Origin of the sequence: Variovorax sp. OV329, assembly GCF_900114785.1 — a bacterium.
Lineage (GTDB): Bacteria > Pseudomonadota > Gammaproteobacteria > Burkholderiales > Burkholderiaceae_C > Variovorax.
Genome location: NZ_FOUG01000007.1, coordinates 130863 through 155626 on the forward strand (window position 1 = coordinate 130863; position 24764 = coordinate 155626).

Sequence of the window (24764 nt, forward strand, 5' to 3'; positions counted from 1 at the left end):
GCTCAGTTCAGCTCGAGCGGCCTTGACAGCGTGGCAAGAGCCGAATCGCCCCGTTCGATCGGGAGGTCGAGCGTGATGCAGACGCCCCCGCCGTAGGGGTGGTCGACATGAATGCGCGCGCCGATGGCCGCGGCTCGCGAACGCATGATGTCCAGGCCCCGCCCGCCGCGGCGCCGGCCTGGTCCGGCAGGCGCCCCGGCCCCGCGGAAGCCAATGCCGTTGTCAGCGATCTGGAGCGTGACGGCGCAGCTGCCCTCCTGCAGGCGGGCACGCACCACGATGTGTGTCGCGCGGGAATGCTTGAGCACGTTGGTGAAAGCCTCCAGCACGATGCGCTGCACGTGCATGACCGCATGGGGTGGCATCTCGTCCAAGCCCGGCAGCTCTGCCACGTCCCAGGCGACGCCGATGCCCGCGGCCTCCAGCCGCGGCTGCAGCCGGTTGCGCAAGGTGGCCAGCACCGTGGCGAGATCGTCGTTGGCAGGCTGCAGCGAATCGATGGCCATGCGCGTCTCGTCCAGGGCCAGCTGGACGTGTTCCTTCAGCGCCTGGGCGTCCGCGCCGGGCCGCGTCACCATGTTGAGCAACGCGACAAGTTGCGAACCCACGCCGTCGTGGATCTCCCGCATGATCCGCTGCCGTTCGTTCGAGATGGTTTGGTGCTGCTGCTGCTCGCGCAGCACGTCGAAGGCTGCCTTGAGCTGCTGTTCACGCTCGTCGACGCGCCGCGACAGGTCCGCGTTCAGCGCCTGGAAGCTGACCACGGTGCGGCTGTAGCGCTCGGCGATGAGCCAGCCCATGATGGGCACGAACAGGAACATGGCGTGCTGCACATAGGTGGAGCGCAGCCCGCTGGCGCGGGAGATCCGGATCAGCAGCAGGTCGTGCAGGCCGGCGGCGATCGAAGCGGCAAGCGCCGCGGCCAGCAGCCAGGCCTTGAGGTCGTCGTCCGTCCAGGCACGGCGCGCGACGGTCCACAGCGAGACCAGCGACATCGGCACGATGGTGGCCATGCCCAGCGTCAGCAGCAAGGGCTTTCGCAGTCCGAAAGACAGCAGCGCGAGTGCCGCGCTCGCGACGATGGCCATGTCGATCATGCGGTCGACGTTGCGAGAGGCCGGCCCGGTGGCGAGCACCGAGAAGCGGCACATCAGCGCCATGTGCGTCATGAAGCAGATCGCCGCCAGCGCCCCCAGCCAGGGCCACGGCACGGGCGCATCGGGCCAGGCGCGATCGATGATGCGCAGCATGCCCAGCATCGCTCCCAGGCTGAACCAGCCGTAGATCGGCACGCGCTGGCGGACCCACAGCACACCGGTCAACGCGCCCATGCCCAGGAGGCTGACCGCGAACACGAGAAAGGCAATCTCACGCCAGCGCCGGTGCGTGTCGTAGATGGCCACGACCTCGTCGTGCGGCCCGTAGTGGAAAACCGAGAGCCCACCCAGACGCTGCGGCTGGATCGTCACGTCCACGCGAAGCTCGCTGGGCCGGTCGGCACGCAGCAAGGCCGCCGGCACCGTCGCCATCACCGGATGCTTGGCGGCGTCGAACAACGGATCGCCCAGCTCGCCCCAGCGCTGGACGATGCCGCCGTTCACGCTGACCTCGACCTGGTTGCCCACGCGGGAGAACAGCAGCGCCATGGGCTGGGTTCCACCGTGCGGCGGCAGCATGATCCGGTAGCTCGCGCGGCCTCCGCGTCCGGGAAAATCGCCATCCCAGCGCCGAGAAAGATCGACCTGCCCCTCGAAGGGAACGCCGTCCTCGGGCTCGAAGCGGGCCTGCGCTGAATCGATGGCCACGATGGCCCCTCCCGGCTCGACCGGCGGCTTGGCAGCCAGCCAGAGGCCGGAGGCGATCACGAGGACCGCGATGCCGATGATGAGCCAGCGCCACGCGCCGGCCGACGATCGCAGTGATGCAAAGGACATGCGGCGCGCGTCCTCAGTACAGGATGCCCATCTGCCACGCCTCGAGCGGGGCCGGGTCGTCTTCGACGAGGACAACGCTGATGGGGGCTGGAATCGGCATTTGCAAGCAAAGTATCAAATGAGATGAAGTGCGATGTTCTCACGCTCTGCCATCCCCGGCATGCGCCGCGATGAGCGACGCGCCCTGCTCGACAAGGCCGAAAAGCCATCTTTTTCCCAGCGCCGAGAACCTTTGTGCTACGCCCCACGCAGACGAGGCCGACGTAGTGCGAGGCGCCCCACCAGGTTCACGTCCGGCCGCTACCGGACACCAGCAAGCAGGCTCGCCGCCAGGTGCCGCGCGGTTCGGGCGCTGGCGCCCTTGCCGGTAATCGCCAGCGCGGGGGGATGGGCGAGCATCCGCCCGAAGACGGCCCGCACTTCTTCCGCGCCGATGTCCTCGATCGTCGCAATCGCCTTGGCCATGGGCAGCACGGCCCCGGTGGCGAGGAGTTCTTCGACGGCCTGCTCCATCGCTGCGTAGGTTCGCTCTGCGGCTCGCACACGCGCGACGATCAGTTGATTCTTCGCCCGCTCCAGGTGCACCGGATCGATGGCTGCAGCCTGCGCACGCAGCAGGCCGCCCGTCTCCGTCACCAGCGCGTCGAGCTTGTCCGGGGTCGTGACCGCATGCACCACGAAGTTGGCCCAGGCGTCCCCGCTGTCCATCGTGGATTGGGCCGTGTAGGCCAGACCGAGCTGCTCCCGGACCCTGTCGACCAGGGGTGCCGACATCCCGCCTCCAAACAAGTTCGCCGCCAGCGAAGCCGCAAGGCGCCAGCGCTGCTGCGTCGTCTCATCCGGCCGTTCGGGCGTCAGCGGGTAGGCGATGTTGAGGAAAACCTGGGACACCCGGGTGAAGCGCCGGGCCACCGCGTGGCCGACGTACTTCGCGGGCACGGGCGGCGGCGAGGCAGGCAGCTGGGCCGATGAGGGCATCACGGAAAAGAGGTCTCCGGCCAGCGCCAGCCACGCGTCGACGTCGAAGTTCCCGGCCGCGGCGACGACGGTTCTTTGCGCCACGTAGTGGGTCCGCACGTGGCGCACCAGGTCTTCCCGGGTAAAGCCTTCAATGTTGCCGACGGTGCCGATCACAGGCATGCCCATCGGGTCGTCGCCCCAGATTGCGCGGTCGAGCAATTCGTCGGAGCTGTCCTGCGGGTCTTCCTCGTACTCGATGGCCTCCTGGCGGATCACCTCCAGTTCCCGCTGCAGTTCATCCTCCGGGAACGCACTGTTGAGGACGATGTCGGCTGTCATGCGCAACAGATGCTGCGCGTGCCGGCCCAGGCCGGTCATGAAGTAGCCGGTGGTGTCCTTGCCGGTGAACGCATTGACGTCCGCGCCCAGCCGCTCCGCATCGAGGTTGATGGCTTGCACGGAACGAGTGGCGGTTCCTTTGAACGCCATGTGCTCGAGGACATGGCCGATGCCGTTGTTTTCCGGGCTTTCGTCGCGAGAACCTACGCGAAGGAACACGCCCACACTGGCGCTTTGCACATGGGGCATGGGGATGGCCAGCAGCCGCACCCCGTTGGGGAGCGTGCGAAGGGCGATGGTGGCGGATTTCGCCGGCATGAGGACCATGGCTCAACCGCCCGCCGGCTGCTGCAGGCTGACGCCGATGGCGTAGAGCGCGAGCAGGCCCAGCACGTGCCCGATGGCCACGCCCGGCTCCCGAATCGTGTGCAAGGCGTCGCCGCCGATGTCTGTCGAGATGCGCTTGCCTTTGGTCATGGCAGCATTGTCGCCGCGCCCGCGGCCCTTGCAGTTGCGACGCCGGCTTCGGAGGACACCGGCGAGGTACCTGACAGCACTAAAGTTCGCTGGCTGCCTGCCGATATCCGGAGAGTCATGCCAACGCCCCAGCATCCAGCACAGCTGAACTCAGAGATGTGCCGCCTTCACCCGGCGAAGCAGTTCTTCAAGCTGTTCTTTGCCCAAGGTAACGCCGGAAACCCTCTGAAACCAGGTCGCCCTGAGCGGCGCTGCTGCCTCAGACTGTCGTGATGCGTTCCATCCTGCGGCGTCGCCGCGTAGACCCGACCATCGAGCCAGACTTGCCCGCTGTCAGTCAGCCGGCGCCGCTTTCCTTGCCCACGGTAACGCCACGGATCATTCAACGCGCTGCCGTAGTCGTTACGGAGCTCAGTGAGCTGGAGGCGCGCGCCTTGTGCGCGCGCGAGGGAATTGCGGTCTTCTGGCCTCGCCCCGGCAGCAAGCACACGACCTGACGCCCAACGGAGCCGATGAGCGAACCGCTCGAACCCGGTCGTTGCGAGCGATCCATGGTCGTGCGGTGGCCGTTGAGGTGTGCACAACGCCGGGCTGCGGCAGCTTCGGTCGCGCAGCGACCCAGGTCTGGCCGCGGGCGGTCTTGTCGCGACTCGCCACCGGATGCTCAGCCGTGGCCCAGGCGCCAGTTGGCAGGCGTGGTCTGATACCAGCGCCTGAACGCGCGCGTGAACGAAGTCTGCTCCGCATACCCCAGGCGGCTGGCCACCTCCGTCAGATGCAGACTGCGATCGGACAGCAATCTCGCCGATTCTTCGCGGCGATAGTCCTCGACGATCTGCGTGTAGCTACGATCGATTTCGCTCAAGCGGCGCTGCAGCGTGCGCTCGGATACACCGAGCAACCGCGCCATCTGGTCGACGTCGGCCTGGCCTTGTGCCAGCGCGCCACGCAGTCGCATCCGCACAGCACTCTCCAGGGCCGAGTCGGCGGGACGGTGGGCCTGCAACTGCTTCGCCAACTGGTTGAGTGTCGAGTGAAGATACGGATCCGCGCCAATGCAGGCGCTGTCCCAGTCGTCGGCAGAGATCGCGATCTCTGCGCAAGGGTAGTGGTACCGAATCGAAGTGCCGTAGATGCGCTCCCGGATCGGATCGTGCAGCGGGCGCGCGAGCGGCAAGCCCACCCGCAACGGTGTGAAGCGGCCGCCGCTCAGATGGCGCAGGCGCCCGAAGATCGAAGCCAAGGTGAACTCGAGTGGAACCACCGTCAGGTCGGCCAGGCCGCGAACCTGGACGACGTGCGTGCCGTCCTCGAGATGGTGCAGGTCCAGCCACACGTCGCTGGCCACCATCGCAAAGTGGAGGCGGGCCGACTCGACGCCGCCGCCCAGGGTCTCGGCGCTCCCCACCAGGTAGTCGAGCGCACCGAAGGCTCCAAAGGGGATGGCCATTGCCAGCGCCGTGGGCAGCGCCTCGTCGCCAAACATGTCCTGCGCTTCACGCCAAAGTGTCAGATAGGTCTGCTGCGGCACCAGTGCGTCTGCGCCTTCAGGAATCGGTCCCACCGCTACGCGCAGCCGTCCCATGTCGAGGCCTAGCGTGGCCAGGCCCTGGAGCTGGTTGCGCACGGTCGCGGCCGGCAGCCAAGCTGGTCTTGTCCCGATCATGGCGCGAGATGTTCAGGCATTGGCGTGCGCGGGCAATCCAGAGCGTGCGGGCCTCAATACCATGACTTCATCCTTGCTTTGTGGAGAACCCATGGAACGATTTTCCTTCAACCGCAAACTGCGGACAGCCCGAACGGCGTCCGGCTCCCTCCTTCGCGCGAGGCTGCGGGCCGGAATCCGGGCCATGCCCCTGCTCTTGGCGATGGCAGCGACAGCTTGCAGCTCGGTGATGACAGCCAACCCGAGCGGCTTTCTCAGCACCTACGACGGGCTTTCCGTCACGGGCGATCCTTCGGCCGCGCGTCGTGCCTCGGGACCCGTCGATCCGTCCCAGGTCACGCTCGCCGAGGTGCAGTGGCGAGCGCCCGAGCGCGCCGACATCGTCGACGAAGAAAGGCGTGCACTTTCGAGGCGGCTGGAGGCTGCGATTCGACAAGAAGTGGATGCCCTGCCGCCCGTTTCCAATGGTCGGGCCGTCATGTTGCGCGCAGCGATCACCCGCGTGGAGCCCGTATCGCCCGCGCTCAATACAGTGAGCGCGCTGGTGCTGTTCGTCCCGCTCGATCGCGGTGGGGCGGCCGTGGAGATCGAAGCCATAGACGCGCAGACCGGACAGCAGCTGGCGGCGCTGAACGCAGGCTACTTTTCGTCGATCACCGAGCTGGTGTCACGGTTCAGCAAGCTTGCACCCGCCGAGAATGCGCTGAAGAAGGCGGCCGTCGAGTTCGCTCGCCTGCTGCGCGCAAGTTGACGGCCTTCGGGTTCGAGATCCCTACTTTCGAGGAGAAAACATGTCACGCGATTCAAGATTCAAGGAAGCCGCCGACAGGCTCGGCTATTCCTTCGACGACGAGATCAAGATCGGCGGCAACTATGTCCCGCTGACGCGCCACGGTGGCCTCGTCTTCGTGAGCGGCCAGATTCCCCGGGTGCGCGATACGGTGGTGGTCACCGGGGCGGTGGGGGCCGAGGTCCCGCTGGAGCGAGCACGGATGGGCGCGAGCATCTGCATCATGCGGGCACTGGCCTTGCTCAAGCGCAGCCTCGGCTCGCTCGAACCCATTGAAGGGATCATGCGCATCGGTGTCTACGTCCAGTCTGCGCCGAGCTTCACACAGCAAAGCGAAGTTGCGGACGCTGCATCCGACCTGCTTCTGAGCATTCTGGGCGCCGACGCCGGCGCGCACAGCCGCACCTCGGTGGGCGTCATCCAGCTGCCGAAGTCGGCATCGGTCGAGATCGACCTGGTTGCCGCCGTTGCGAAGGGCTGAGTAGCCGAGGCGCGAACGCTATCTCCCTGACCGTCTGGCCCAACGCGCCTACTTGCGACGCGCCAGCGGAGGCTGCGTGACATCCTGGACGCCCGCCAGCGACAACACCGCGATCAGGCCGACCTGCGCGTCCTCCCACGCGTTGGACGGACGAGCCGCAGTTCGATGTCGCACTGCACTGCCGCGACGCCGTACGGCGTGGCTCGCTCTCACAGCGCAGGATGACCGGCGCCCAAAAGAAAAAGCCCGCTACATATTCTGTAGCGGGCTTTCCAGGAACCACCTTGTATTCAGTGGCTCCCCGACCTGGGCTCGAACCAGGGACCTACGGATTAACAGTCCGGCGCTCTACCAACTGAGCTATCGGGGAACAAGCCTCAGATTATAGCGCGCTTTTTGGCGCTCTTTCAACTCGCTCACAACAAACTTCGAACTTCGTGTGCGGCGGTCTGAAGATGAGGCAGCAATTCTCTCTCGATCACGGCATCGCTTCGCATCGTCCCCGACAAGACCACATTGAGTGCGGCCACGGTCTTGCCCTGCATGTTGCGCAGAGGAATGGCCAGCGCCTGCACACCGATCTCATGTTCCTCCGTCGCAATGCAGAAGTCCTGCGCACGCACCTTGGCAATCTCGTCGCGCAAGGCCTTGGCCTGCGTGATGGTGTGCGGCGTCAGGCGCGGCAGCGTGCGGCCCTTGAGCCAGCGCGTGAGTTCGGCGCCGCTCATCGCGGCCAGCAGTACGCGCCCCGTGGACATGGCGTGCGCCGGCAACCGCGCGCCCAGGTGCAGGCCATAGGCCAGCACACGCGTGGGCGTGCTCGGCGAACCGCTTCGCGCAACGATGACAACCTCGTCGCCGTCGAGCACCACCACCGAGAACCACTCCCCCGTTTGCGCCGCCAGCCTGTTCAAGCTGGGCTGCAGTGTGCGAGGCAAGCGCGAGGACGACAGATAGGTCCCCGAGAAGCGCAGCACCTTGGGCGACATCCAGAAATAGCTGCCGTCGGTTTCCAGGTAGCCCAAGTGCGCCAGCGTAAGCAGATGCCGGCGCGCCGCGGCGCGCGTCAGGCCGGCACGCTCGGCCGCCAGCGTGGCGTTCAGGCGCTGGCGCTCGGTGTCGAAGCTCTCCAGCACCGCCATACCCTTGGCGATGCCCTCGATGAAGTCGGCCTTGGCGATGTCGATGGTCATGGCGGCAACGTGGCGGTCGGGAGTGGTTTTTGCTAGGAGCCGATGCGCCGTTGCGCGATCATCGCGCACGGCGTTCCATCATCGCACAATGGGCATGGACGCCCCTACCTGGCGCGCGTGCGGCGGCCTACGCTCGCTCCATTCGGAGACTCAAGCGAATTGCCATCATGAAAAAGACTCAGGTCGTCATTGTCGGAGGCGGGCCAGCGGGCCTGCTGCTGGGCCAGCTGCTGTTCAAGGCCGGCATCGACAACATCATCGTGGAGCGCCAGAGCGGCGAGTATGTGCTGGGCCGCATCCGCGCCGGCGTGCTCGAGCAGGTCACCATGGACCTGCTGCAGCGTGCCGGCGTCGATGCACGCGCGCATGCCGAGGGGCTGCCGCACGAAGGCATCGAGCTGCTCTTCAAGGGCGCACGCCACCGCATCGACATGCACGGCCTCACCGGCGGCAAGCAGGTGACGGTGTACGGCCAGACCGAGGTCACGCGCGACCTGATGCAGGCGCGCGAGGCCGAGGGCCTTGCCACCGTCTACGAAGCGGCCAACGTGAGCCTGCACGACTTCGACGGCACCCGCCCGCGCGTGCGCTACCAGAAGGCCGGCGCCACGCATGAGATCGAATGCGACTTCATCGCCGGCTGCGACGGCTACCACGGTGTGAGCCGCGCCAGCGTCCCGCCCGATTCGCTGCACACCTACGAGAAGGTCTACCCCTTCGGCTGGCTGGGTGTGCTGGCCGACGTGCCGCCGGTGTCGCACGAACTCATCTACGCCAACACCTCGCGCGGATTCGCCCTGTGCAGCATGCGAAGCGCCACGCGCAGCCGCTACTACGTGCAGGTGCCGCTCGAAGAAAAAGTGGAGAACTGGAGCGATGAGGCTTTCTGGAACGAATTGCGCAACCGCCTCGACCCGGAGGCGCGCGAACGCCTGGTGACCGGCCCTTCGCTGGAAAAGAGCATTGCGCCCCTGCGCAGCTTCGTGGCCGAGCCGATGCGCTTCGGCCGCCTGTTCCTGGCCGGCGACGCAGCGCATATCGTGCCGCCCACCGGCGCCAAGGGACTGAACCTGGCCACCGCCGACGTGGGCTATCTCTCGCGGGCGATGGAAATCTACTACCGCGAGAAGAGCGCTTCGGCGCTGGACCGCTATTCCGACCTGTGCCTGTGCCGCGTATGGAAGGCCGAGCGCTTCTCCTGGTGGTTCACCTCGCTCATGCACCGCTTCCCGGACACGGGCGAGTTCGGCCAGAAGATCCAGGAAGCGGAGCTCGACTACCTGGTGCACTCGAAGGCCGCATCGACCTCGCTGGCCGAGAACTACGTCGGCCTGCCGCTGGAAGACTTCTAACCTGCTGGAAAGGCTGCCGCGCCGCTACCAGCGCAGCAGCCGCGGCCCGAGCAGCGCGCCGGCCAGCACCGGGATCAGCATGCCGGCCAGGTACCACACCGCCAGGAAGGGTGCGGTGCTCTCGGTGCAATGCAGGGCGTAGACAGTGGCTCCCGCCCCACCCGCCAGCGCGCCCACCGCCGCACCGGCCCAGGCCGGCTGTGTGGGAGCCAGGCCCTTGAGGGCAAGCATGCCGGCCACGAACACCGGCAGCGCAATCAGCGCGATGTTCAGGGCGCAGCTTCTCCAGGTCTGGCCCATCAGCAGTTCCATGCGCTCGCCTTCGGGCGCACCGAACCAGCGCACCAGCGCCATGCCCCAGACGAGCACGACGGGCACCACCAGCGTGAGCCACGCGTGTCCGATGCGCACCCCCGGCCGCGCCAGGCGCTGCGCCAGCACGAAGCCGCCCCAGGCGATGAAGAAGGGAAACATGATCTTCATCCACAGCATGGGCCAGAACATGGCCTGCACCAGGTCGCGCCGCAGACCGAACTGGGTGAGCATCACCAGCGCTGCAATCGGCAGGCCCGCCAGCAGCGCCCAGACCAGCCGGCGAGTGGCAGCCTTGCGCGGCACGGGCTCGACGCCGGTGGCCAGCATGCCAATCAGGTCGTCGGTCTTCATGCTTTCTCCTTCAATGACCGGGCCAGCGCCTTCAGGCCCCGGTGCACATTCACTTTCACCGCCGACTCGGACATGCCGGTGAGGCTGGCCGTTTCGGCCACCGACAGGCCCTCGAGCTTGGTGTGCACGATGGCCAGGCGCTGGCGCTCAGGGAGCGTGCCCAGCAGGGTTTGCACATCTCGCCGGGCCTCGCCGGCGCTGGCATCGTTGTCCGCGAACAGGTCGGACGCGTCATCGAGCGGCAGGTGCAGCGCCTCGCGCCCCGACTTCGAGCGCAGCAGGTCGATCATCTTGTAGCGCGCAATGGCATGCACCCAGGCCGTCAGCGGCTGGTCGCTGTGATAGGTGTGACGCTGGTTGTGCATGGCAAGAAGGCATTCCTGGACAAGGTCCTCCACATCGTCGGGCCAGCCGAACAGGCGCTTGCCCAGAAAAGCACGCAGATGCCGGCTCAACTTCTGCAGAAAGGCGCGGTAGGCCACGGCATCGCCGTCCAGGCCTTGCAGGAACAAGGTCCGCAGGACTGCTTCGATGTCGCTCGGCTGCGCCTGGTGTGCCTCTGGTATTCGAGTCATGAAGGCCAAGGGTTACGCGGGCCTCGAAAAAGAAACCCGGGCGAATTGTGCCGCGTGTCGTAACCGCCCGAACACAGCAGGCGAACTAGGCACGACCGAGCCGATTCAGGTGCGGTCGATTCGGCAACATCCACACCCCAAGGAACTCAGCATGAACACCCGTCCCTTTGCCATCACCGCCCTCAGCCTCAGCGCCCTGGTGGCCGGCGCCGCCTTCGCCCAGGACAACGCCAAGCCCGCCATGCAGGACAAGACCGCCATGGAGAAGTGCTACGGCGTGTCCATGGCCGGCAAGAACGATTGCGCGGCTGGACCCGGCACCACCTGTGCCGGCACCTCCAAGATGGACTACCAGGGCAATTCCTGGAAGAACGTGCCTGCGGGCACCTGCGCCTCCATCAAGACCCCCAAGGGCATGGGCTCGCTGACACCGATCAAGTCCTGAGCCCCCGGCAGCCGCGGCCCGACATGACGGAGCAGAAGATCCTGGCCGGCCTCGGGCTCAAGCCCGAGCATTTCGATGGCGCGCTGGCCTGCAGCCGCCCGGGCCTGTGGTTCGAGGTGCATCCCGAGAACTACTTCGTCGCCGGCGGGCCGCGCCTGCACTGGCTGGAAGCGATTCGTGCGGCGCACCCGGTGTCCCTGCACGGGGTGTCGCTCTCGCTCGGCGGGGACGAAGCACCCGACGCCTCGCACCTGGCGCGCCTGGCCGGCCTGGTGCGGCGCATCGAGCCGGTGCTGGTGTCCGAGCACCTGGCCTGGTCGCGCTGGCGCGGCCACTACCTGCCCGACCTGCTTCCCGTCGTGCGCAGCAACGACGCCCTGCAGCGCATCGCCGACAACATCGAGCGCACGCAGGATGCGCTCGGTCGGCGCATCGCCGTCGAGAACCCCGCTCACTACCTGCACATCGACGAACATGCGTGGGACGAAGTCGACTTCCTGGCCGAGCTGGCGCGCCGCACCGGCTGCGGCCTGCTGCTGGACGTGAACAACGTGCATGTATCGGCCAGCAACCTGGACTTCGATGCCGGCGGCTACATCGACCGCGTGCCGGCCGGGGCCATCACCGAGATCCACCTCGCCGGCCATTCGCGCGACCCGGCCCTGGGGGCCGGCCTGCTGATCGACTCGCATGACGAGGCGGTCGCTCCCGAGGTGTGGCGCTTGTACAGGCGGCTGGTGCGACGCTGCGGTCCGCGCCCAACGCTGATCGAGCGGGACGGCAAGTTGCCGGCGTTCGGCGAACTGCTCGCGGAACAACAGGTGGCCAGCGAGGAACTCGCGCTCGCCACAGAAAGCTCCGAGGCCTGAAACATGCGCTCCCTGGCCATCTTCCAGGACGAATTCGCCAGCGCCCTGCTCGCGCAGCACGGCAATGCGCCGCCTGCGCCCGCATGGGCCGCGCAGCCTGCCTTCGCCGTCTACCGCAACACGGTGATGAAGGCTTGCATCGATGCGCTGGAAGCCAACTACCCGAGCGTCATGCGCCTGGTGGGGCGTGACTGGTTCCGCGCAGCGGCGGCGATCTTCGCGCGAGGCCAACTGCCGGCGGACGGCATGTTGATGGACTACGGCGAAGGCTTTTCAGGCTTCCTGCGCGGCTTTGCTCCGGCGGCGGGCTTGCCCTATCTTGCCGATGTCGCCCGGCTGGACCGTTTCTGGACCGAAGCGCATGGGGCCGGCGACGCCCTGCCGGTGGACGCCGCGCAACTTGCCCGCCTGCAGCCCGAGTCGCTGATGGAGTGCCGGCTTGCTCCGCATCCCGCCGCGCGATGGGCCTGGTTCGACGAACAGCCCGTCTTCTCCATCTGGCAGCGCAACCGGCTGGCGGACGCGGACGTGCCCGCTGCGCTGGACTGGCACGCCGAAGGGGCGCTGCTGACCCGCCCCGAACACACGGTCGGCTGGTTTGCGGCGGACCGGGCCGACTGCGCCTTTCTCGACGCCTGCGCGCAGGGCCGCGGCTTCGGCGACGCCATCGAAGCCGCCCTGCAGGCCGGTCCGCAGGCCGACCCCGGCGCGGTGCTGGCCCGCCTGCTGCACTCCGGCGCACTCACGGCCGATCTCACCGTCGATCTTCCAGACCTTCCAAGGAGTCCGTCATGAAGCCCATCGCCACCCATGCCGAAATCACCGCCACGCCTCGAGCCCCGGACCCCCGCGGCCTGCGCAGCCGCTGGAACGCACTGGCCGATGCGCTGCAAGGCTGGCTCCCGCATGACCTGCTGGCGCTGGCTTGCCGCATCAGCATCGCAGCCATCTTCTTCTATTCGGGCCGCACCAAGGTCAGCGGCCTGCTCACCTTGACCGACAGCGCCGTCGAACTCTTCCGCACCGAGTACAAGGTGCCGCTGCTGCCGCCCGAAGTGGCGGCGCATCTCGCGGCGTACGCGGAGCATCTCTTCCCGCTGCTGCTGGTACTGGGCCTGTTCACGCGCCTGTCGGCGCTGGCACTGCTGGGCATGACGCTGGTGATCCAGCTCTTCGTCTACCCGGACGCATGGCCCACGCACCTGTCGTGGGCCGCGATCCTGCTGTACCTGGCGGGCCGCGGCGCGGGGCTGTTGTCGCTGGACCGCGCCATGGGCATCCGCTGAGCCCGCGGGCCCCGAGCGCCCTTGCCAGCCGCAGGGGTGCTCGATACATTGCAGTTTTTGAGGGCCTGCAATGTCCGTTGACTCCACTGCAAACGCAACCCCGACCACTCCCGTGCCGGCTTCTTCCGGTACCGCCTCCCCTCCCCCCAACCCTTCTTCCGGATCGCGCCACATCCGGCTGACCTCGCATGCCGGCGGCTTCGGCGCGCTGCCCATCCGCTGGGGCGCGCCCACCCCGGCCGAGCGCGGGCCCATCGTGGGCACCACCACCACGCGTTCGCACCGCAACGTGATCGGCACGCACAGCGGCTCGTACAGCGTGTACCGGGCGCTGGCCGTGGCGGCGGGCGCGCTCAACCCGCAGCACAAGGCGGACCTCACCAACACCTCGCCCACCGACACCATCGGGCCTTATCCGCAGTGGCTGGAGCCGGGCAAGATCGTCTCCATCGACCCCTGGGGCGCCACGGTGTCCTCGGTCTTCGCTACCGAACTGGCGGCCGGCTACGACATCCGCCCCACCATCGCCGTGACCAAGGCGCATGTGATCCTGCCCGAGGTGATCGAGGCGCTGCAGAAGGGCCGCCTGAAGGCCGATGGCAAGTTCCTCACCGCCAACGGGGCAGCCGTGGTCACCAAGGCGGCCATCGAGCCGGTGTGGTACCTCCCCGGCGTGGCCAAGCGCTTCGGCTGCTCCGAGAACGACCTGCGCCGCGTGCTCTTCGAGGAGACCGGCGGCATGTACCCCGAACTGGTCACGCGGCCCGACCTGGAAGTCTTCCTGCCGCCCATCGGCGGGCAGACCGTCTACATCTTCGGCGAGCCCAACGACCTGGCCAACCCCGAGGTGGAACTGACAGCCCGGGTGCACGACGAATGCAACGGCTCGGACGTGTTCGGCTCGGACATCTGCACCTGCCGCCCCTACCTCACGCACGCCATCGAGGAATGCATCATGGGGGCGCAGCGCGGCGGCGTGGGCCTGGTTTCCTATTCGCGCAAGGAAGGCCGCGCGCTGGGCGAGGTGACCAAGTTCCTGGTCTACAACGCGCGCAAGCGGCAGGTGGGCGGCGACACCGCCGACCAGTACTTCGCCCGGACCGAGTGCGTGGCCGGCGTGCAGGACATGCGCTTCCAGGAGCTGATGCCCGACGTGCTGCACTGGCTGGGCGTGCGCAAGATCCACCGCCTGGTGTCGATGAGCAACATGAAATACGACGCCATCACCGGTGCGGGCATCGAGATCGGCACGCGGGTCAACATCCCGGACGAGCTCATTCCTGCGGACGCCCGGGTCGAGATGGACGCCAAGATGGCCGCCGGCTACTTCACCCCGGGCGTGGTGCCGGACGCGGAAGAATTGAAGAAAGCCAAGGGTCGGGGGTTGGACGCATGAAGAAGGAAATGCACGCATGAAGGACAACTACGGCCTGGACCCCGACCGGCCCACCCACAACCGCGCCGTGCAGGGCGCCGACGACGCCGGCCACGTGGACCCGACGCTGGAGTTCGAGCCCGACACCAGCCAGAACGAAGGCGCGGTCGACGTACTGCGAACCACGCGCGCCGTCCGCGAGCGCGCGCATGCCCTGCTTGCGCGCGCTCGCCGGGGCGAATCGAAGTGGTTCCGCATCGGCGAGGAAAGTGCCTTCGACGAGGCCGCCCGCGCGGTGGCCGAGCTGACGCGCGAGCGCTACCCCTGGGACAACATCCCCTATCACAGCCGCTGGCGTCATTTCGAGGCGGGCGGCGTGGACCGGCGCAAGGAACTCGACCGCCTGCTGGGACCTTCGGTCACGCCGCGCGAGCGCGCCCGGGTGCAGATCGACCTGGCGGTGGTGAGCGTGCTGCTGGATGCAGGCGCGGGCGCCACCTGGCACTACGTCGAGACCGCCACCGGCCAGCGGCTGGCGCGGTCCGAGGGCCTGGCGGTGGCGAGCTTCCATGCCTTCACCAGCGGCCTGTTTTCCTCCAACCCGAATCGCCCGCTGCAGGTGGACGCCGCCGGGCTGCGTGGCCTCATCACCGACCGGCTGGGCGCGGCCTTCCAGGTCAGCGAGGTCAATCCGCTGCTGGGACTGGCCAGTCGCGCCACGCTGCTGCGCCGCTTGGGCGAGACCTTGCAGGAGCAACCCGAACTCTTCGGCGAGGACGGGCGCCCCGGCGGGCTCTTCGACGAGCTGGTCGGCCCCTACGGCCCCGAAGCGCCGCCCACCGCCGAAGTCACGGCGCACCAGATCCTGCGCCTGCTGCTGGACAGCCTCTCGGGCATCTGGCCGGCCGCCAACAGCATCGACAGCCTGGCCGCCGACGGCAGCGACTCGAGCGGCCGCATTCCCTCGGGCGACCCCAAGCTGGCACTGGGCGACTGCTGGCGGCACAGTGCTGTGGAAGGCCCTGGCCTCACGCGCGGCTGGATGCCCTTCCACAAGCTCTCGCAGTGGCTCACCTACTCGCTGCTGGAGCCCTTCGAATGGGCGGGCGTGAAGGTTCGCGGCCTGGACGCCCTCACCGGCCTGCCCGAGTACCGCAACGGCGGCCTGTTCCTGGACAGCGGCGTGCTGCTGCCGGCCGACCCGGCGCTGCTGCAGAAGACCTGGCGCGTGGGCGACGAGTGCATCGTCGAATGGCGCGCGCTCACCGTGGCGCTGCTGGACGAGCTGGCCCCGCGCGTGCGCAAGCAGATGAACCGCACCGTCGAGCAGCTGCCGCTGGCCTGCGTGCTGGAGGGCGGAACCTGGGCCGCCGGCCGCGCGCTGGCACAGCGCTTGCGAGACGGTTTGCCACCCCTGCAGATCGAAAGCGACGGCACCGTCTTCTAGACTCGGCACCTCCCCTTCAATAACTACTACATGCAGTGGCGCCCCGGCGTCCGCTTTTCGACCATGAGCAATGTCCACCTGATCGACCACCCCCTGGTTCAACACAAGCTGACGCTGATGCGCCGCAAGGACGCGTCCACCAACAGCTTCCGGCGCCTGCTCAATGAACTAAGCATGCTCATGGCCTACGAGGTCACCCGCGACATGGCCATGCAGGACATCGAGATCGAGACCCCGCTGGAGACCATGAAAGCCAAGGTCATCGACGGCAAGAAGCTGGTCTTCGTGTCCATCCTGCGCGCGGGCACCGGCATCCTGGACGGCATGCTCAGCGTGGTGCCCGGCGCCCGCGTGGGCCACATCGGCCTGTACCGCGACCCCAAGACGCTCACCGCGGTGGAGTACTACTTCAAGATGCCCAGCGAGATGAACGAGCGCGACATCGTGGTGGTCGACCCGATGCTGGCAACCGGCAACTCGGCCGTCGCGGCGGTGGAGCGGCTGAAGGAACTGCAGCCCAAGTCCATCAAGTTCGTCTGCCTGCTGACCTGCCCCGAGGGCGTAAAGACCATGCAGGCCGCGCACCCCGACGTGCCTATCTACACGGCGGCCATCGACCGCGAGCTCAACGACCACGGCTACATCCTGCCGGGCCTGGGCGACGCCGGCGACCGCATCTTCGGCACCAAGTAAAAAAAGCAGGGCCGAAGCGAAACGATTCATCAACGAGGAGAAGAAGAATGCATCAGCAACAACGCCGTCAATGGATCCTTCGCTCGGCCGCCGTGGCCACCGCGCTCGCCGCAGGCCTGCCCGGCCTGTCGATGGCGCAAGCCAAGCTCAAGGTTGCGGCCGTCTACACCGTGCCCTTCGAGCAGCAATGGGTGGGCCGCATCCACAAGGCGCTGAAGGCCGCCGAGGCGCGCGGCGAGATCGAGTACAAGGCCACCGAGAACGTGGCCAACGCCGACTACGAGCGCGTGATGCGCGAGTACGCCACCGCCGGCAACCAGCTCATCCTGGGCGAAGTGTTCGGCGTGGAGAAGGCAGCTCGCCAGGTCGCCAAGGACTTCCCCAAGACGGCCTTCCTGATGGGCTCCTCGCTCAAGCCGCAGTCGCCCAATTTCTCGGTGTTCGACAACTACATCCAGGAGCCCGCCTACCTCACCGGCATGGTCGCCGGCGGCATGACCAAGAGCAACAAGATCGGCATGGTGGGCGGCTTTCCCATTCCCGAGGTCAACCGGCTGATGAATGCCTTCATGGCCGGTGCCCGCGAGGTCAATCCGAAGGTGGAGTTCAGCGTGAGCTTCATCAACAGCTGGTTCGACCCGCCCAAGGCCAAGGAGGCCGCCTTCGCCATGATCGACAAGGGCGCAGACGTGATGTATGCCGAGCGCTTCGGCGTGTCCGACGCGGCCAAGGAGCGCGGCAAGCTGGCCATCGGCAACGTGATCGACACGCAGGCCCAGTACCCCGACACGGTGGTGGTCTCGGCCCTGTGGAACATGGAACCCTCGGTCGACCGCGCCATCAAGCTGGTGAAGGAAGGCAAGTTCACGGCCGAGGACTACGGCCCCTATTCGATGATGAAGAACAAGGGCTCGGAACTCTCGCCCCTGGGCACCTTCGAGAAGAAGGTGCCGGCCGAGCTGGCGGCCAAGGTCAAGGCCAAGGAGGCCGACATCCGCGCCGGCAAGTTCACCGTGAAGGTGGACGACGGCCAGCCCAAGTCCAGCGGCGCCGCCAAGTAAGCCCCGATGCGTATCCTCGGCATCGGCCTGCGCCGCGTCCTGGCGCTTCTCGCCTTCGCCTGGCTGGCCGGCTGTGCCAGCGTGCCGGGCGGCGGAACGCCGGTCCGACTGGACGAGACGCCGCGCATCGCCGTCATCTCGGCCTTCCAGCCCGAGCTGACGCTGCTGCTGTCCAGGGTGCAGGGTGCGCGCAAGTCCACGCTCAACGGCGTGGAGTTCACCACTGGCACGCTGGAAGGCCAGCCGGTGGTGCTCTTCCTCTCGGGCATCAGCATGGTGAACGCGACCATGAACACGCAGCTGGTGCTGGACCGCTTCAACGTGAAGAGCATCGTTTTCAGCGGCATCGCCGGCGGCGTGAACCCATCCCTGCACATCGGCGACGTGACCGTGGCCACGCAGTGGGGCCAGTACCTGGAGGTGCTGATGGCGCGCGAGACGACGCCTGGCCGCTTCGCCGCGCCGCCGTGGATGAAGGACGCGACGCTGCCCAACTTCGGGATGATGTACCCGCGCCCGGTGGAGGTCCGCACCGCAGCCAACACCGAGCCGAAGCGGCAGTTCTGGTTCGCTGCCGATCCGAAGATGCTGGAGGTCGCCCGCGGCCTGCGCAGCGTGGACCTGGCCTCCTGCGGCACCAGCGGCAAGTGCCTGAACCACAAGCCGCAGCTGGTGGTGGGCGGCAACGGCGTGTCGGGCCAGGCCTTCGTGGACAACAAGGCCTTCCGCGAGTACGCCTTCCGCACCTTCCAGGCCAACGTGCTGGACATGGAGACCGCCGCCACCGCCATGGTGGCGCACAGCAACGGCGTGCCCTACCTGGCCTTCCGCTCGCTCAGCGACCTGGCCGGCGGCGGCGAGGGCGAGAACGAGATGGGCACCTTCATGAACGTGGCGGCCGACAACTCGGCCAAGGTGCTGCTGGCCTTTTTGGCGGCGTGGAAGCCGTGAGGCCTTGACGGTCCTCGCGCTCCAGGGCATCAGCAAGCGCTTCGGCGCGCTGCAGGCCAACGACGACATCTCGCTATCGCTCGATGCCGGCGAGGTGCTGGCGCTGCTGGGCGAGAACGGCGCGGGCAAGTCCACGCTGATGTCCATCCTCTTCGGCCACTACACGGCGGATGCCGGCAGCATCGAGGTCTTCGGCCAGCCGTTGGCGCCCGGCCAGCCCAAGGCGGCGCTGGCCGCGGGCATCGGCATGGTGCACCAGCACTTCACGCTGGCCGACAACCTGAGCGTGCTGGACAACGTGCTGTTGGGCACCGAGTCGCTGTGGCAGCCCTGGTCCTCGCGGCATGCCGCCCGCGCACGGCTGCTGGAGGTGGCGCAGCGCTTCGGCCTGCCCGTGGCGCCGGATGCGATGATCGGCAGCCTCTCGGTGGGCGAGCGGCAGCGGGTGGAGATCCTGAAGGCGCTGTTCCGCGGCGCGCGAATCCTGATCCTGGACGAGCCCACCGCGGTGCTCACGCCGCAGGAGAGCGAGGCCCTTTTCGCCACGCTGGCGCAGATGGTGGCGCAGGGCCTTTCGATCATCTTCATCAGCCACAAGCTGCCCGAGGTGCTGCGCGTGTCGCACCGCGTGGCGGTGCTGCGCAACGGCAAGCTGGTGGCGCAGGCGCCCACGGCTGGCACCACGCAGGAGCAGTTGGCCCTCTGGATGGTGGGCCATGCGGTTCAGGCGCCGCAGCGCAAGCCCGCCCTGCACGTCGGCGACGTGGTGTGCTCGCTTGACTATGTGAGCACAGAGGAAGCCGGTCGGCAAGCCGATGGGCGCGACCGCCTGCGCGAAGCCTCGCTGAGCCTGCGCGCCGGTGAGATCGTGGCCATTGCGGGTGTCTCGGGCAATGGGCAGGTGGCGCTGGCCGAGGTGCTGAGCGGGGTGCGCCGCGCGGCGCGTGGCAAGGTGCAGTTCATGGGACGTGCACTGCCAGCGGCCCCTGCGCGCCTGGTGGCACGCGGCGTGGCCCGCATCCCCGAGGACCGGCATGCCGTCGGCGTCATCGGCGACCTGCCGGTCTGGGAGAACGTGGTTTCCGAGCGGCTGCGCACCGATGCCTTCTCGCGCAAGCTGCTGCCGGGCCTGCGCTGGGTCCGGCGGTCGGCGGCGCGCCATCAGGCGCAGCGGGTCGAGAAGGCCTTCGACGTGCGCGGCGCGGGGCTGGATGCACCGGCGCGTTCGCTCTCGGGCGGCAACATGCAGAAGCTGATCCTGGGGCGCTCGCTGCTCGCCTCCAAGACGGCGCGCGAAGACAGCCCACCGGCGCCCCGGCTGATCGTCGCGCACCAGCCCACCTGGGGCCTGGACATCGGCGCGGTGGCCTATGTGCAGCAGCAGCTCATCGCTGCGCGGGACGCGGGCGCCGCCGTGCTGCTGATCTCCGACGACCTCGACGAAGTACTCGCGCTGGGCGACCGCGTGGCGGTCATGCACGGCGGCCACATCGGCGAGCCGCGCCCGGCCTCGGCCTGGACCCGCGAAGCTATCGGCCTGGCCATGGCCGGCACGCGCCGCCCCGCGAAGGGAGCGGCCGCATGAGGCTGGAGCGCCGCCAGAACACCTCGCGCAGCGCCCTGGTGCTGGCGCCCGTGTGCGCCATCGGCTTCACCATGCTGGTGAGCGGCCTGCTGGTGCTGTGGGCCGGCGCGCCGCTGGGCCGCACCTACGCACTGCTGCTGCAGGGCGGCTTCGGTTCGGTCTTCGGCTGGAGCGAGACGTTGACCCGCGCCATTCCGCTGATCCTCACCGGCCTGTCGGCCACCGTCGCCTTCAAGGCGCGCCTGTTCAACATCGGTGCCGAAGGGCAGCTCTACGCGGGCGCCCTCGCCGCGGTGGCGGTGGGCGGGCTGCACGGCGGCACCGGCATCGAGTGGCCGCTGTGGGTGCTGTTCCCGCTGATGATGCTGGCCGCCGCCATCGCCGGTGCCCTGCTGCTGCTGGGACCGGCGTTGATGAAAGCGCGGCTGGGCGTGGACGAGGTGGTAACCACCCTGCTCATCAACTTCATCGTGCTGCTGGGCGTGTCGGCCCTGCTCGACGGCGTCATGAAGGACCCGACTGCTATGGGCTGGCCGCAGAGCGTGTCGCTGCAGGACGGCTTGGAACTGGGCCGGCTGATCGCGCAGACACGGGTGCACACCGGCCTCATCTGGGGCGGGGTGCTGGCGGTGCTGGTGTGGCTTCTGTTCAAGCACACGGTGCTGGGCTTCGACATCCGCGCGCTGGGCGCCAACTCGCGGGCCGCGGCCTTTGCCGGCGTGCCGGTGACGCGCACGGTGGTGCTGGTGGCGCTGATCTCCGGTGCGCTGGCCGGCCTCGCGGGCGCCATCGAGGTGGCGGGGCGCACCAGCTACGTCACCCTCGACATGTCGCCGGGCTACGGCTACAGCGGCATCGTGATCGCGATGCTGGCCGGCCTGCATCCGCTGGGCGTGCTGGCCGCCAGCATCTTCGTGGCCGGCGTGCTGGTGGGCGCCGACACCATGAGCCGCGCGGTGGGCGTGCCCACGTACATCGCCGACGTCATCGTGGCGGCCTCGCTCATCTCGGTGCTCGTGGCGGCGCTGTTCACGCAGTTCCGGCTGCGGTGGAAGTGAACGCGGCATGAGCGACGTCATGGACATCCTCGGCAACGCCGCCTTCTGGGTGGCGGTGCTGCGCATCGCCACGCCGCTGATCCTGGGGACGCTGGGCGTGCTGCTGTGCGAGCGCGCCGGCGTGCTCAACCTGGGCATCGAGGGGATCATGGTGGCGGGCGCCTTTGCCGGCTGGTTCGCGGTTTATGCCGGCGCGCCCCTGTGGGCCGGGGTGGCGGTGGCTGCACTCACGGGCGCGGTGTTCGGGCTGCTGCATGCGCTGCTCACCGTCGGGCTTGCGCGGTCGCAGCACGTGTCGGGCTTGGGCATCACGCTGCTGGCGACGGCGCTGAGCTACTACGGCTACCGGGTGAGCTTTCCGAAAGTGAACACGCCGCCCACCATCACGCCCTTCGGGGCGATGGACTGGCTCCCTATTCCCATTCTCTCGGCGCAGACGGAACTCACGCTCTTCGCGCTGCTGCTCGTGCCGGTGCTGGCCTATGTGCTCTACCGCACGCCGCTGGGCCTGGCGCTGCGCATGGTGGGCGAGAACCCGCAGGCGGCCGAGGGCCAGGGCGTGTCGGTGGCGGGCATGCGCACCGGCGCCATCGTGGCCGGCTCGGCGCTGATGGGCGTGGCGGGTGCCTTCCTCACCCTGTCGGCCTTCAATGCCTTCTTCTTCAACATGGTCAACGGCCGCGGCTGGATCTGCGTGGCGCTGGTGGTGTTCGCCTCGTGGCGGCCCGGCAAGGCCCTGCTGGGCGCCCTGCTCTTCGCTTTTTTCGACGCGCTGCAGCTGCGGCTGCAACAATCGGGCGACGCGCTGCTGCCCTACCAGCTCTACCTGATGCTGCCTTACCTGCTGTCGATCCTGGCGCTGGTGCTGGTGGCGCGCAAGGCCAGCTATCCGCAGGCCCTCATGAAGCCCTACAGAAAGGGAGAGCGCTGAAATGCTCGATCTGCTCGTTCACAACGCCACCTTGCCCGACGGACGCACGAACATGTCCGTGGCCGTGCAGGGCGGCCGCATCGCCGAAGTCGCCGAGGGACTCGACGCCCCTGCCCGCGAGAAGCTCGATGCGCAGGGCCTGCTGCTGAGTCCGCATTTCGTCGACCCTCACTTCCACATGGATGCCACGCTCAGCTACGGGCTGCCGCGCGTCAACCAGAGTGGGACGCTTCTGGAGGGCATCGCGCTGTGGGGCGAGTTGAAGCCGCTACTGAAGGCGGAGGCACTCATCGAACGCGCCCTCGCCTACTGCGACTGGGCGGTGGCCAAGGGGCTGCTGGCCATCCGCACGCACGTGGACACCAGCGACGCCAGCCTGCTGGCGGTCGATGCGCTGCTGGAGGTCAAGCACCGCGTCGCGCCGTATCTCGACCTGCAATTGGTGGCCTTTCCGCAGGACGGCGTGCTGCGCAGCCCGGGCGGCGTCGACAACCTCAAGCGCGCGCTGGACAAGGGGGTGGACGTGGTGGGCGGGATTCCGCATTTCGAGCGCACCATGGCAGACGGCGCGGCGAGCGTGAAGCTGCTGTGCGAGATCGCGGCCGAGCGTGGCCTTCCAGTGGACATGCACTGCGACGAGTCCGACGACCCGCTTTCGCGCCACATCGAGACCCTCGCCTTCGAGACCCAGCGGCTGGGCCTGCAGGGCCGCGTGACCGGCTCGCATTGCACCTCCATGCACAGCATGGACAACTACTACGTGAGCAAGCTGCTGCCGCTCATTGCCGAGGCGCAAGTGAACGTCATCGCCAATCCGCTCATCAACATCACGCTGCAGGGCCGGCACGACACGTATCCCAAGCGCCGCGGCATGACGCGCGTGCCGGAACTGATGGCCGCTGGCGTGAACGTCGGCTTCGGGCACGACTGCGTGATGGACCCGTGGTACGGCATGGGCTCGGGGGACATGCTGGAGGTGGCGCACATGGGGCTGCATGTGGCGCAGATGACGAGCCAGGCGGGGATCGGGCAGTGCTTTGATGCGGTGACAGGGAATGCGGCGCGGATCTTCGGGCTCGAAGGCTACGGGCTGGACGCTGGTTGCGATGCGAGCTTCGTGCTGCTGCAGGCGCGGGATCCGGTGGAGGCGATCCGGCTGCGGGCCGCACGGCTGAAGGTGTTCCGCAAAGGCGAGCTGCTGGCCGAGAGCGCGCCCGCTTCGGCATCGCTGAGACTGTCAGGCCGTCCGGACAGCACCGACTTCATGCCAGCCCGCAAGAACTGAAAGGCCGCCAAGCCACCCCGGGGCCGGGTGGTCGACGGAGACGGCAGCAGGCCCCAGGAGGGATCAGTCCATGGCCACTTCCGCCACCGACCTGCTCAACACCGACTACAAGCTGAAGATCGACTACCTCACGGCTCACCTCGGCCGCATGTGGACGCGCTTCAACTTCTTCCTGGTCATCAGCGCCACCCTCTTCGGCTACTCGCTGGGCAAGGACAACAGCCTCTACCTCGGCCTGCTGGTGCTCTTCGGCCTGCTGCTTTCGTTGCTGTGGTACCACTTCGCGGCCACCGACAACTACCTGGTCAGCGCCTACCGCAGCCAGGTGGCGCTGGTGTTCGCGATGCTGGAGAAGTCGCGCACGGCCGCCTTCGCGCAGGACGGGCTGCTGGTGCCCGATTGCTACTCGCACGTGGGCAGCATCGGCCGCGACGGCTACAACGCCAGGACGGGCCGCGTGGAACCCATTGCGCGCAACTTCTGGCAGCGCCGCTCCGAAACGGTGAGCGCCACCGAGCTGGGCGTGGTCTTCGCGTGCCTGTTCGCGCTGCTGTGGCTGGCGCGCGGCGCGCTGTGGCTACAGCAGCTCTTTCAAACTGGCGCGTAGGCGACTGATGGCCTGGCTGTGCAGCTGGCACACGCGGCTCTGGCTCACTTCCAGGATGGCGCCGATCTCGCGCAGGTTCAGCTCTTCCTCGTAGTAAAGGTTCAGCAGCAGCTGGTCGCGCTCGGGCAGGTTGCGGATGGCCTCCACCAGCTCGGTCCTGAAGCCGCTCTCCATCAGGATGTGCATCGGGTCGTCGACGCGCGAATCCTGCGAGCGAAGCTCCAGCACCGGGTTGTCGCCGCCGTCGGGCGGCGCGAAGTCCTCCACGTAGAGAAGCTGCGCGCCCTGTATTTCCTGCAGCAGCTGCTGGTAGTCCGCCAGGCTGAGCTTGAGCTCCCTGGCGATCTCGCCCTCGGTGGGCGGGCGGCCCAGCTGGTGCCCCAGCGTGCGGATGGCCTGCTCGACCTTGCGCGCCTGCTGCCGCAGGTTGCGCGAGCCCCAGTCGCTGGCGCGCAGCTCGTCGAGCATGGCACCACGGATGCGCTGGCTGGCGAAGGTCTCGAACTGGGCGCCGCGGTTGTCCTCGTAGCGGCTGGACGCGTCCAGCAGGCCCATCATGCCGACCTGGATCAGGTCGTCGAGTTCCACGTTGGCAGGCAGCTTGGACATCATCTGCAGCGCGATGCGGCGGACCAGGGGCTGATGCTGGGCCAGCAGATGCGATTTGTCGATGGTTCCCTGTGCGGTGTACACGGAGCTCCTTGTTCCTTGTCTTCTGTCTGTCTGTCTGTCAGTCTG

25 protein-coding genes and 1 tRNA gene are annotated in these 24764 nt (G+C 67.8%); 17 read left to right on the forward strand and 9 right to left on the reverse strand.

Translation table 11 applies throughout. The features are described from left to right. Positions 1–2: 2 nt before the first annotated feature. The 4 genes from BM345_RS13925 to BM345_RS13935 form a co-directional block, all read right to left on the reverse strand. Positions 3–1934, reverse strand: coding sequence for a sensor histidine kinase (locus BM345_RS13925; protein WP_093380384.1), 1932 nt, complete (start codon positions 1932–1934; stop codon positions 3–5). A 300-nt stretch (positions 1935–2234) separates the two neighbouring features. Next, positions 2235–3560 carry a M16 family metallopeptidase gene (locus BM345_RS13930; protein WP_254789729.1) on the reverse strand — a complete coding sequence of 442 codons (1326 nt, stop codon included), beginning with the start codon at positions 3558–3560 and terminating at the stop codon, positions 2235–2237. Positions 3561–3563: 3 nt separating this feature from the next. Then, positions 3564–3710, reverse strand: a complete 147-nt coding sequence (locus tag BM345_RS30125; protein WP_175545009.1) for a hypothetical protein — start codon at positions 3708–3710, stop codon at positions 3564–3566. Positions 3711–4374: 664 nt separating this feature from the next. Beyond that, complete coding sequence (locus BM345_RS13935) at positions 4375–5376, reverse strand: helix-turn-helix transcriptional regulator (RefSeq protein ID WP_093380386.1); 1002 nt, start codon at positions 5374–5376, stop codon at positions 4375–4377. A gap of 91 nt (positions 5377–5467) precedes the next feature. On the opposite strand from BM345_RS13935, the gene BM345_RS13940 reads away from it, so the two are divergent. Together BM345_RS13940 and BM345_RS13945 are read left to right on the forward strand one after the other, a co-directional pair. Further along, on the forward strand, positions 5468–6127 hold the full coding sequence (locus tag BM345_RS13940; protein WP_254789730.1) for a DUF3313 family protein: 660 nt from the start codon (positions 5468–5470) through the stop codon (positions 6125–6127). A gap of 40 nt (positions 6128–6167) precedes the next feature. Then, entirely contained in the window at positions 6168–6647 is a 480-nt protein-coding gene (locus BM345_RS13945; RefSeq protein WP_093380389.1) for a RidA family protein, read from the forward strand. Between the two features lie 294 nt (positions 6648–6941). Here BM345_RS13945 and BM345_RS13950 read toward each other — a convergent pair. Both BM345_RS13950 and BM345_RS13955 read right to left on the reverse strand, forming a co-directional pair. Then, a tRNA-Asn gene (locus tag BM345_RS13950) sits at positions 6942–7017 on the reverse strand. Positions 7018–7063: 46 nt separating this feature from the next. After that, a complete protein-coding gene (locus BM345_RS13955) occupies positions 7064–7840 on the reverse strand; it encodes an IclR family transcriptional regulator domain-containing protein (RefSeq protein ID WP_175545010.1) in 777 nt (258 codons plus the stop codon). 167 nt (positions 7841–8007) lie between these two features. Here BM345_RS13955 and pobA point away from each other — a divergent pair, with 167 nt between their 5' ends. Further along, positions 8008–9192, forward strand: coding sequence for a 4-hydroxybenzoate 3-monooxygenase (pobA, locus tag BM345_RS13960; protein ID WP_093380390.1), 1185 nt, complete (start codon positions 8008–8010; stop codon positions 9190–9192). A gap of 24 nt (positions 9193–9216) precedes the next feature. Here pobA and BM345_RS13965 read toward each other — a convergent pair whose 3' ends face one another. Both BM345_RS13965 and BM345_RS13970 read right to left on the reverse strand, forming a co-directional pair. Continuing rightward, entirely contained in the window at positions 9217–9858 is a 642-nt protein-coding gene (locus BM345_RS13965) for a DUF1109 domain-containing protein (RefSeq protein WP_093380392.1), read from the reverse strand. Further along, entirely contained in the window at positions 9855–10433 is a 579-nt protein-coding gene (locus tag BM345_RS13970) for a sigma-70 family RNA polymerase sigma factor (RefSeq protein ID WP_093380730.1), read from the reverse strand. Before BM345_RS13970 ends, BM345_RS13965 begins: the two co-directional genes overlap by 4 nt. A gap of 151 nt (positions 10434–10584) precedes the next feature. Between BM345_RS13970 and BM345_RS13975 the strand changes: the two genes are divergently transcribed. The 14 genes from BM345_RS13975 to BM345_RS14040 all read left to right on the forward strand — a co-directional run bounded on the left by BM345_RS13975 (position 10585) and on the right by BM345_RS14040 (position 24026). After that, entirely contained in the window at positions 10585–10878 is a 294-nt protein-coding gene (locus BM345_RS13975) for a BufA1 family periplasmic bufferin-type metallophore (protein ID WP_093380394.1), read from the forward strand. 23 nt (positions 10879–10901) lie between these two features. Beyond that, entirely contained in the window at positions 10902–11747 is an 846-nt protein-coding gene (locus BM345_RS13980) for an MNIO family bufferin maturase (protein ID WP_093380396.1), read from the forward strand. A gap of 3 nt (positions 11748–11750) precedes the next feature. Next, positions 11751–12542, forward strand: a complete 792-nt coding sequence (locus BM345_RS13985; RefSeq protein WP_093380398.1) for an HvfC/BufC family peptide modification chaperone — start codon at positions 11751–11753, stop codon at positions 12540–12542. A 5-nt stretch (positions 12543–12547) separates the two neighbouring features. Next, positions 12548–13033, forward strand: a complete 486-nt coding sequence (locus BM345_RS13990; RefSeq protein ID WP_093380731.1) for a DoxX family protein — start codon at positions 12548–12550, stop codon at positions 13031–13033. 70 nt (positions 13034–13103) lie between these two features. Beyond that, complete coding sequence (locus BM345_RS13995) at positions 13104–14429, forward strand: GTP cyclohydrolase II (protein WP_093380400.1); 1326 nt, start codon at positions 13104–13106, stop codon at positions 14427–14429. Between the two features lie 16 nt (positions 14430–14445). Next, positions 14446–15855 (forward strand): URC4/urg3 family protein, encoded by a 1410-nt coding sequence (locus BM345_RS14000; RefSeq protein WP_093380401.1) that lies wholly within the window; start codon positions 14446–14448, stop codon positions 15853–15855. Positions 15856–15918: 63 nt separating this feature from the next. Then, complete coding sequence (gene upp, locus BM345_RS14005) at positions 15919–16548, forward strand: uracil phosphoribosyltransferase (protein ID WP_093380733.1); 630 nt, start codon at positions 15919–15921, stop codon at positions 16546–16548. A gap of 47 nt (positions 16549–16595) precedes the next feature. Then, positions 16596–17609 carry a BMP family protein gene (locus BM345_RS14010; protein WP_093380402.1) on the forward strand — a complete coding sequence of 338 codons (1014 nt, stop codon included), beginning with the start codon at positions 16596–16598 and terminating at the stop codon, positions 17607–17609. Between the two features lie 6 nt (positions 17610–17615). Then, positions 17616–18560: a 5'-methylthioadenosine/S-adenosylhomocysteine nucleosidase gene (locus tag BM345_RS14015; protein ID WP_093380403.1), complete on the forward strand. Its 945-nt coding sequence runs from the start codon at positions 17616–17618 to the stop codon at positions 18558–18560. Positions 18561–18564: 4 nt separating this feature from the next. After that, positions 18565–20145, forward strand: a complete 1581-nt coding sequence (locus BM345_RS14020) for an ABC transporter ATP-binding protein (protein ID WP_093380405.1) — start codon at positions 18565–18567, stop codon at positions 20143–20145. Continuing rightward, entirely contained in the window at positions 20142–21203 is a 1062-nt protein-coding gene (locus BM345_RS14025) for an ABC transporter permease (protein WP_093380406.1), read from the forward strand. Before BM345_RS14020 ends, BM345_RS14025 begins: the two co-directional genes overlap by 4 nt. Positions 21204–21210: 7 nt before the next feature. Beyond that, positions 21211–22134, forward strand: a complete 924-nt coding sequence (locus tag BM345_RS14030; protein WP_093380408.1) for an ABC transporter permease — start codon at positions 21211–21213, stop codon at positions 22132–22134. Position 22135: 1 nt separating this feature from the next. Further along, complete coding sequence (locus BM345_RS14035) at positions 22136–23419, forward strand: amidohydrolase family protein (RefSeq protein ID WP_093380410.1); 1284 nt, start codon at positions 22136–22138, stop codon at positions 23417–23419. A gap of 70 nt (positions 23420–23489) precedes the next feature. Then, the gene (locus tag BM345_RS14040; RefSeq protein ID WP_093380412.1) at positions 23490–24026 is read left to right on the forward strand and encodes a RipA family octameric membrane protein; all 537 of its coding nucleotides are present in this window, start codon (positions 23490–23492) and stop codon (positions 24024–24026) included. On the opposite strand, the gene BM345_RS14045 is transcribed toward BM345_RS14040, so the two are convergent. Further along, positions 23997–24719 (reverse strand): RNA polymerase sigma factor FliA, encoded by a 723-nt coding sequence (locus tag BM345_RS14045; RefSeq protein WP_093380414.1) that lies wholly within the window; start codon positions 24717–24719, stop codon positions 23997–23999. The two genes, BM345_RS14040 and BM345_RS14045, sit on opposite strands and share 30 nt — an antisense overlap. Between the last annotated feature and the right edge of the window lie 45 nt (positions 24720–24764).

What these genes read in the sequence shown, in the direction of transcription:
- BM345_RS13925 (WP_093380384.1), bottom strand. Translation starts at nt 1,934, where the DNA reads ATGTCCTTTGCATCACTGCGATCGTCGGCCGGCGCGTGGCGCTGGCTC.
- BM345_RS13930 (WP_254789729.1), bottom strand. Translation starts at nt 3,560, where the DNA reads ATGGTCCTCATGCCGGCGAAATCCGCCACCATCGCCCTTCGCACGCTC.
- BM345_RS30125 (WP_175545009.1), bottom strand. Translation starts at nt 3,710, where the DNA reads ATGACCAAAGGCAAGCGCATCTCGACAGACATCGGCGGCGACGCCTTG.
- BM345_RS13935 (WP_093380386.1), bottom strand. Translation starts at nt 5,376, where the DNA reads ATGATCGGGACAAGACCAGCTTGGCTGCCGGCCGCGACCGTGCGCAAC.
- BM345_RS13940 (WP_254789730.1), top strand. Translation starts at nt 5,468, where the DNA reads ATGGAACGATTTTCCTTCAACCGCAAACTGCGGACAGCCCGAACGGCG.
- BM345_RS13945 (WP_093380389.1), top strand. Translation starts at nt 6,168, where the DNA reads ATGTCACGCGATTCAAGATTCAAGGAAGCCGCCGACAGGCTCGGCTAT.
- BM345_RS13955 (WP_175545010.1), bottom strand. Translation starts at nt 7,840, where the DNA reads ATGACCATCGACATCGCCAAGGCCGACTTCATCGAGGGCATCGCCAAG.
- pobA (WP_093380390.1), top strand. Translation starts at nt 8,008, where the DNA reads ATGAAAAAGACTCAGGTCGTCATTGTCGGAGGCGGGCCAGCGGGCCTG.
- BM345_RS13965 (WP_093380392.1), bottom strand. Translation starts at nt 9,858, where the DNA reads ATGAAGACCGACGACCTGATTGGCATGCTGGCCACCGGCGTCGAGCCC.
- BM345_RS13970 (WP_093380730.1), bottom strand. Translation starts at nt 10,433, where the DNA reads ATGACTCGAATACCAGAGGCACACCAGGCGCAGCCGAGCGACATCGAA.
- BM345_RS13975 (WP_093380394.1), top strand. Translation starts at nt 10,585, where the DNA reads ATGAACACCCGTCCCTTTGCCATCACCGCCCTCAGCCTCAGCGCCCTG.
- BM345_RS13980 (WP_093380396.1), top strand. Translation starts at nt 10,902, where the DNA reads ATGACGGAGCAGAAGATCCTGGCCGGCCTCGGGCTCAAGCCCGAGCAT.
- BM345_RS13985 (WP_093380398.1), top strand. Translation starts at nt 11,751, where the DNA reads ATGCGCTCCCTGGCCATCTTCCAGGACGAATTCGCCAGCGCCCTGCTC.
- BM345_RS13995 (WP_093380400.1), top strand. Translation starts at nt 13,104, where the DNA reads ATGTCCGTTGACTCCACTGCAAACGCAACCCCGACCACTCCCGTGCCG.
- BM345_RS14000 (WP_093380401.1), top strand. Translation starts at nt 14,446, where the DNA reads ATGAAGGACAACTACGGCCTGGACCCCGACCGGCCCACCCACAACCGC.
- upp (WP_093380733.1), top strand. Translation starts at nt 15,919, where the DNA reads ATGAGCAATGTCCACCTGATCGACCACCCCCTGGTTCAACACAAGCTG.
- BM345_RS14010 (WP_093380402.1), top strand. Translation starts at nt 16,596, where the DNA reads ATGCATCAGCAACAACGCCGTCAATGGATCCTTCGCTCGGCCGCCGTG.
- BM345_RS14015 (WP_093380403.1), top strand. Translation starts at nt 17,616, where the DNA reads ATGCGTATCCTCGGCATCGGCCTGCGCCGCGTCCTGGCGCTTCTCGCC.
- BM345_RS14025 (WP_093380406.1), top strand. Translation starts at nt 20,142, where the DNA reads ATGAGGCTGGAGCGCCGCCAGAACACCTCGCGCAGCGCCCTGGTGCTG.
- BM345_RS14030 (WP_093380408.1), top strand. Translation starts at nt 21,211, where the DNA reads ATGAGCGACGTCATGGACATCCTCGGCAACGCCGCCTTCTGGGTGGCG.
- BM345_RS14035 (WP_093380410.1), top strand. Translation starts at nt 22,136, where the DNA reads ATGCTCGATCTGCTCGTTCACAACGCCACCTTGCCCGACGGACGCACG.
- BM345_RS14040 (WP_093380412.1), top strand. Translation starts at nt 23,490, where the DNA reads ATGGCCACTTCCGCCACCGACCTGCTCAACACCGACTACAAGCTGAAG.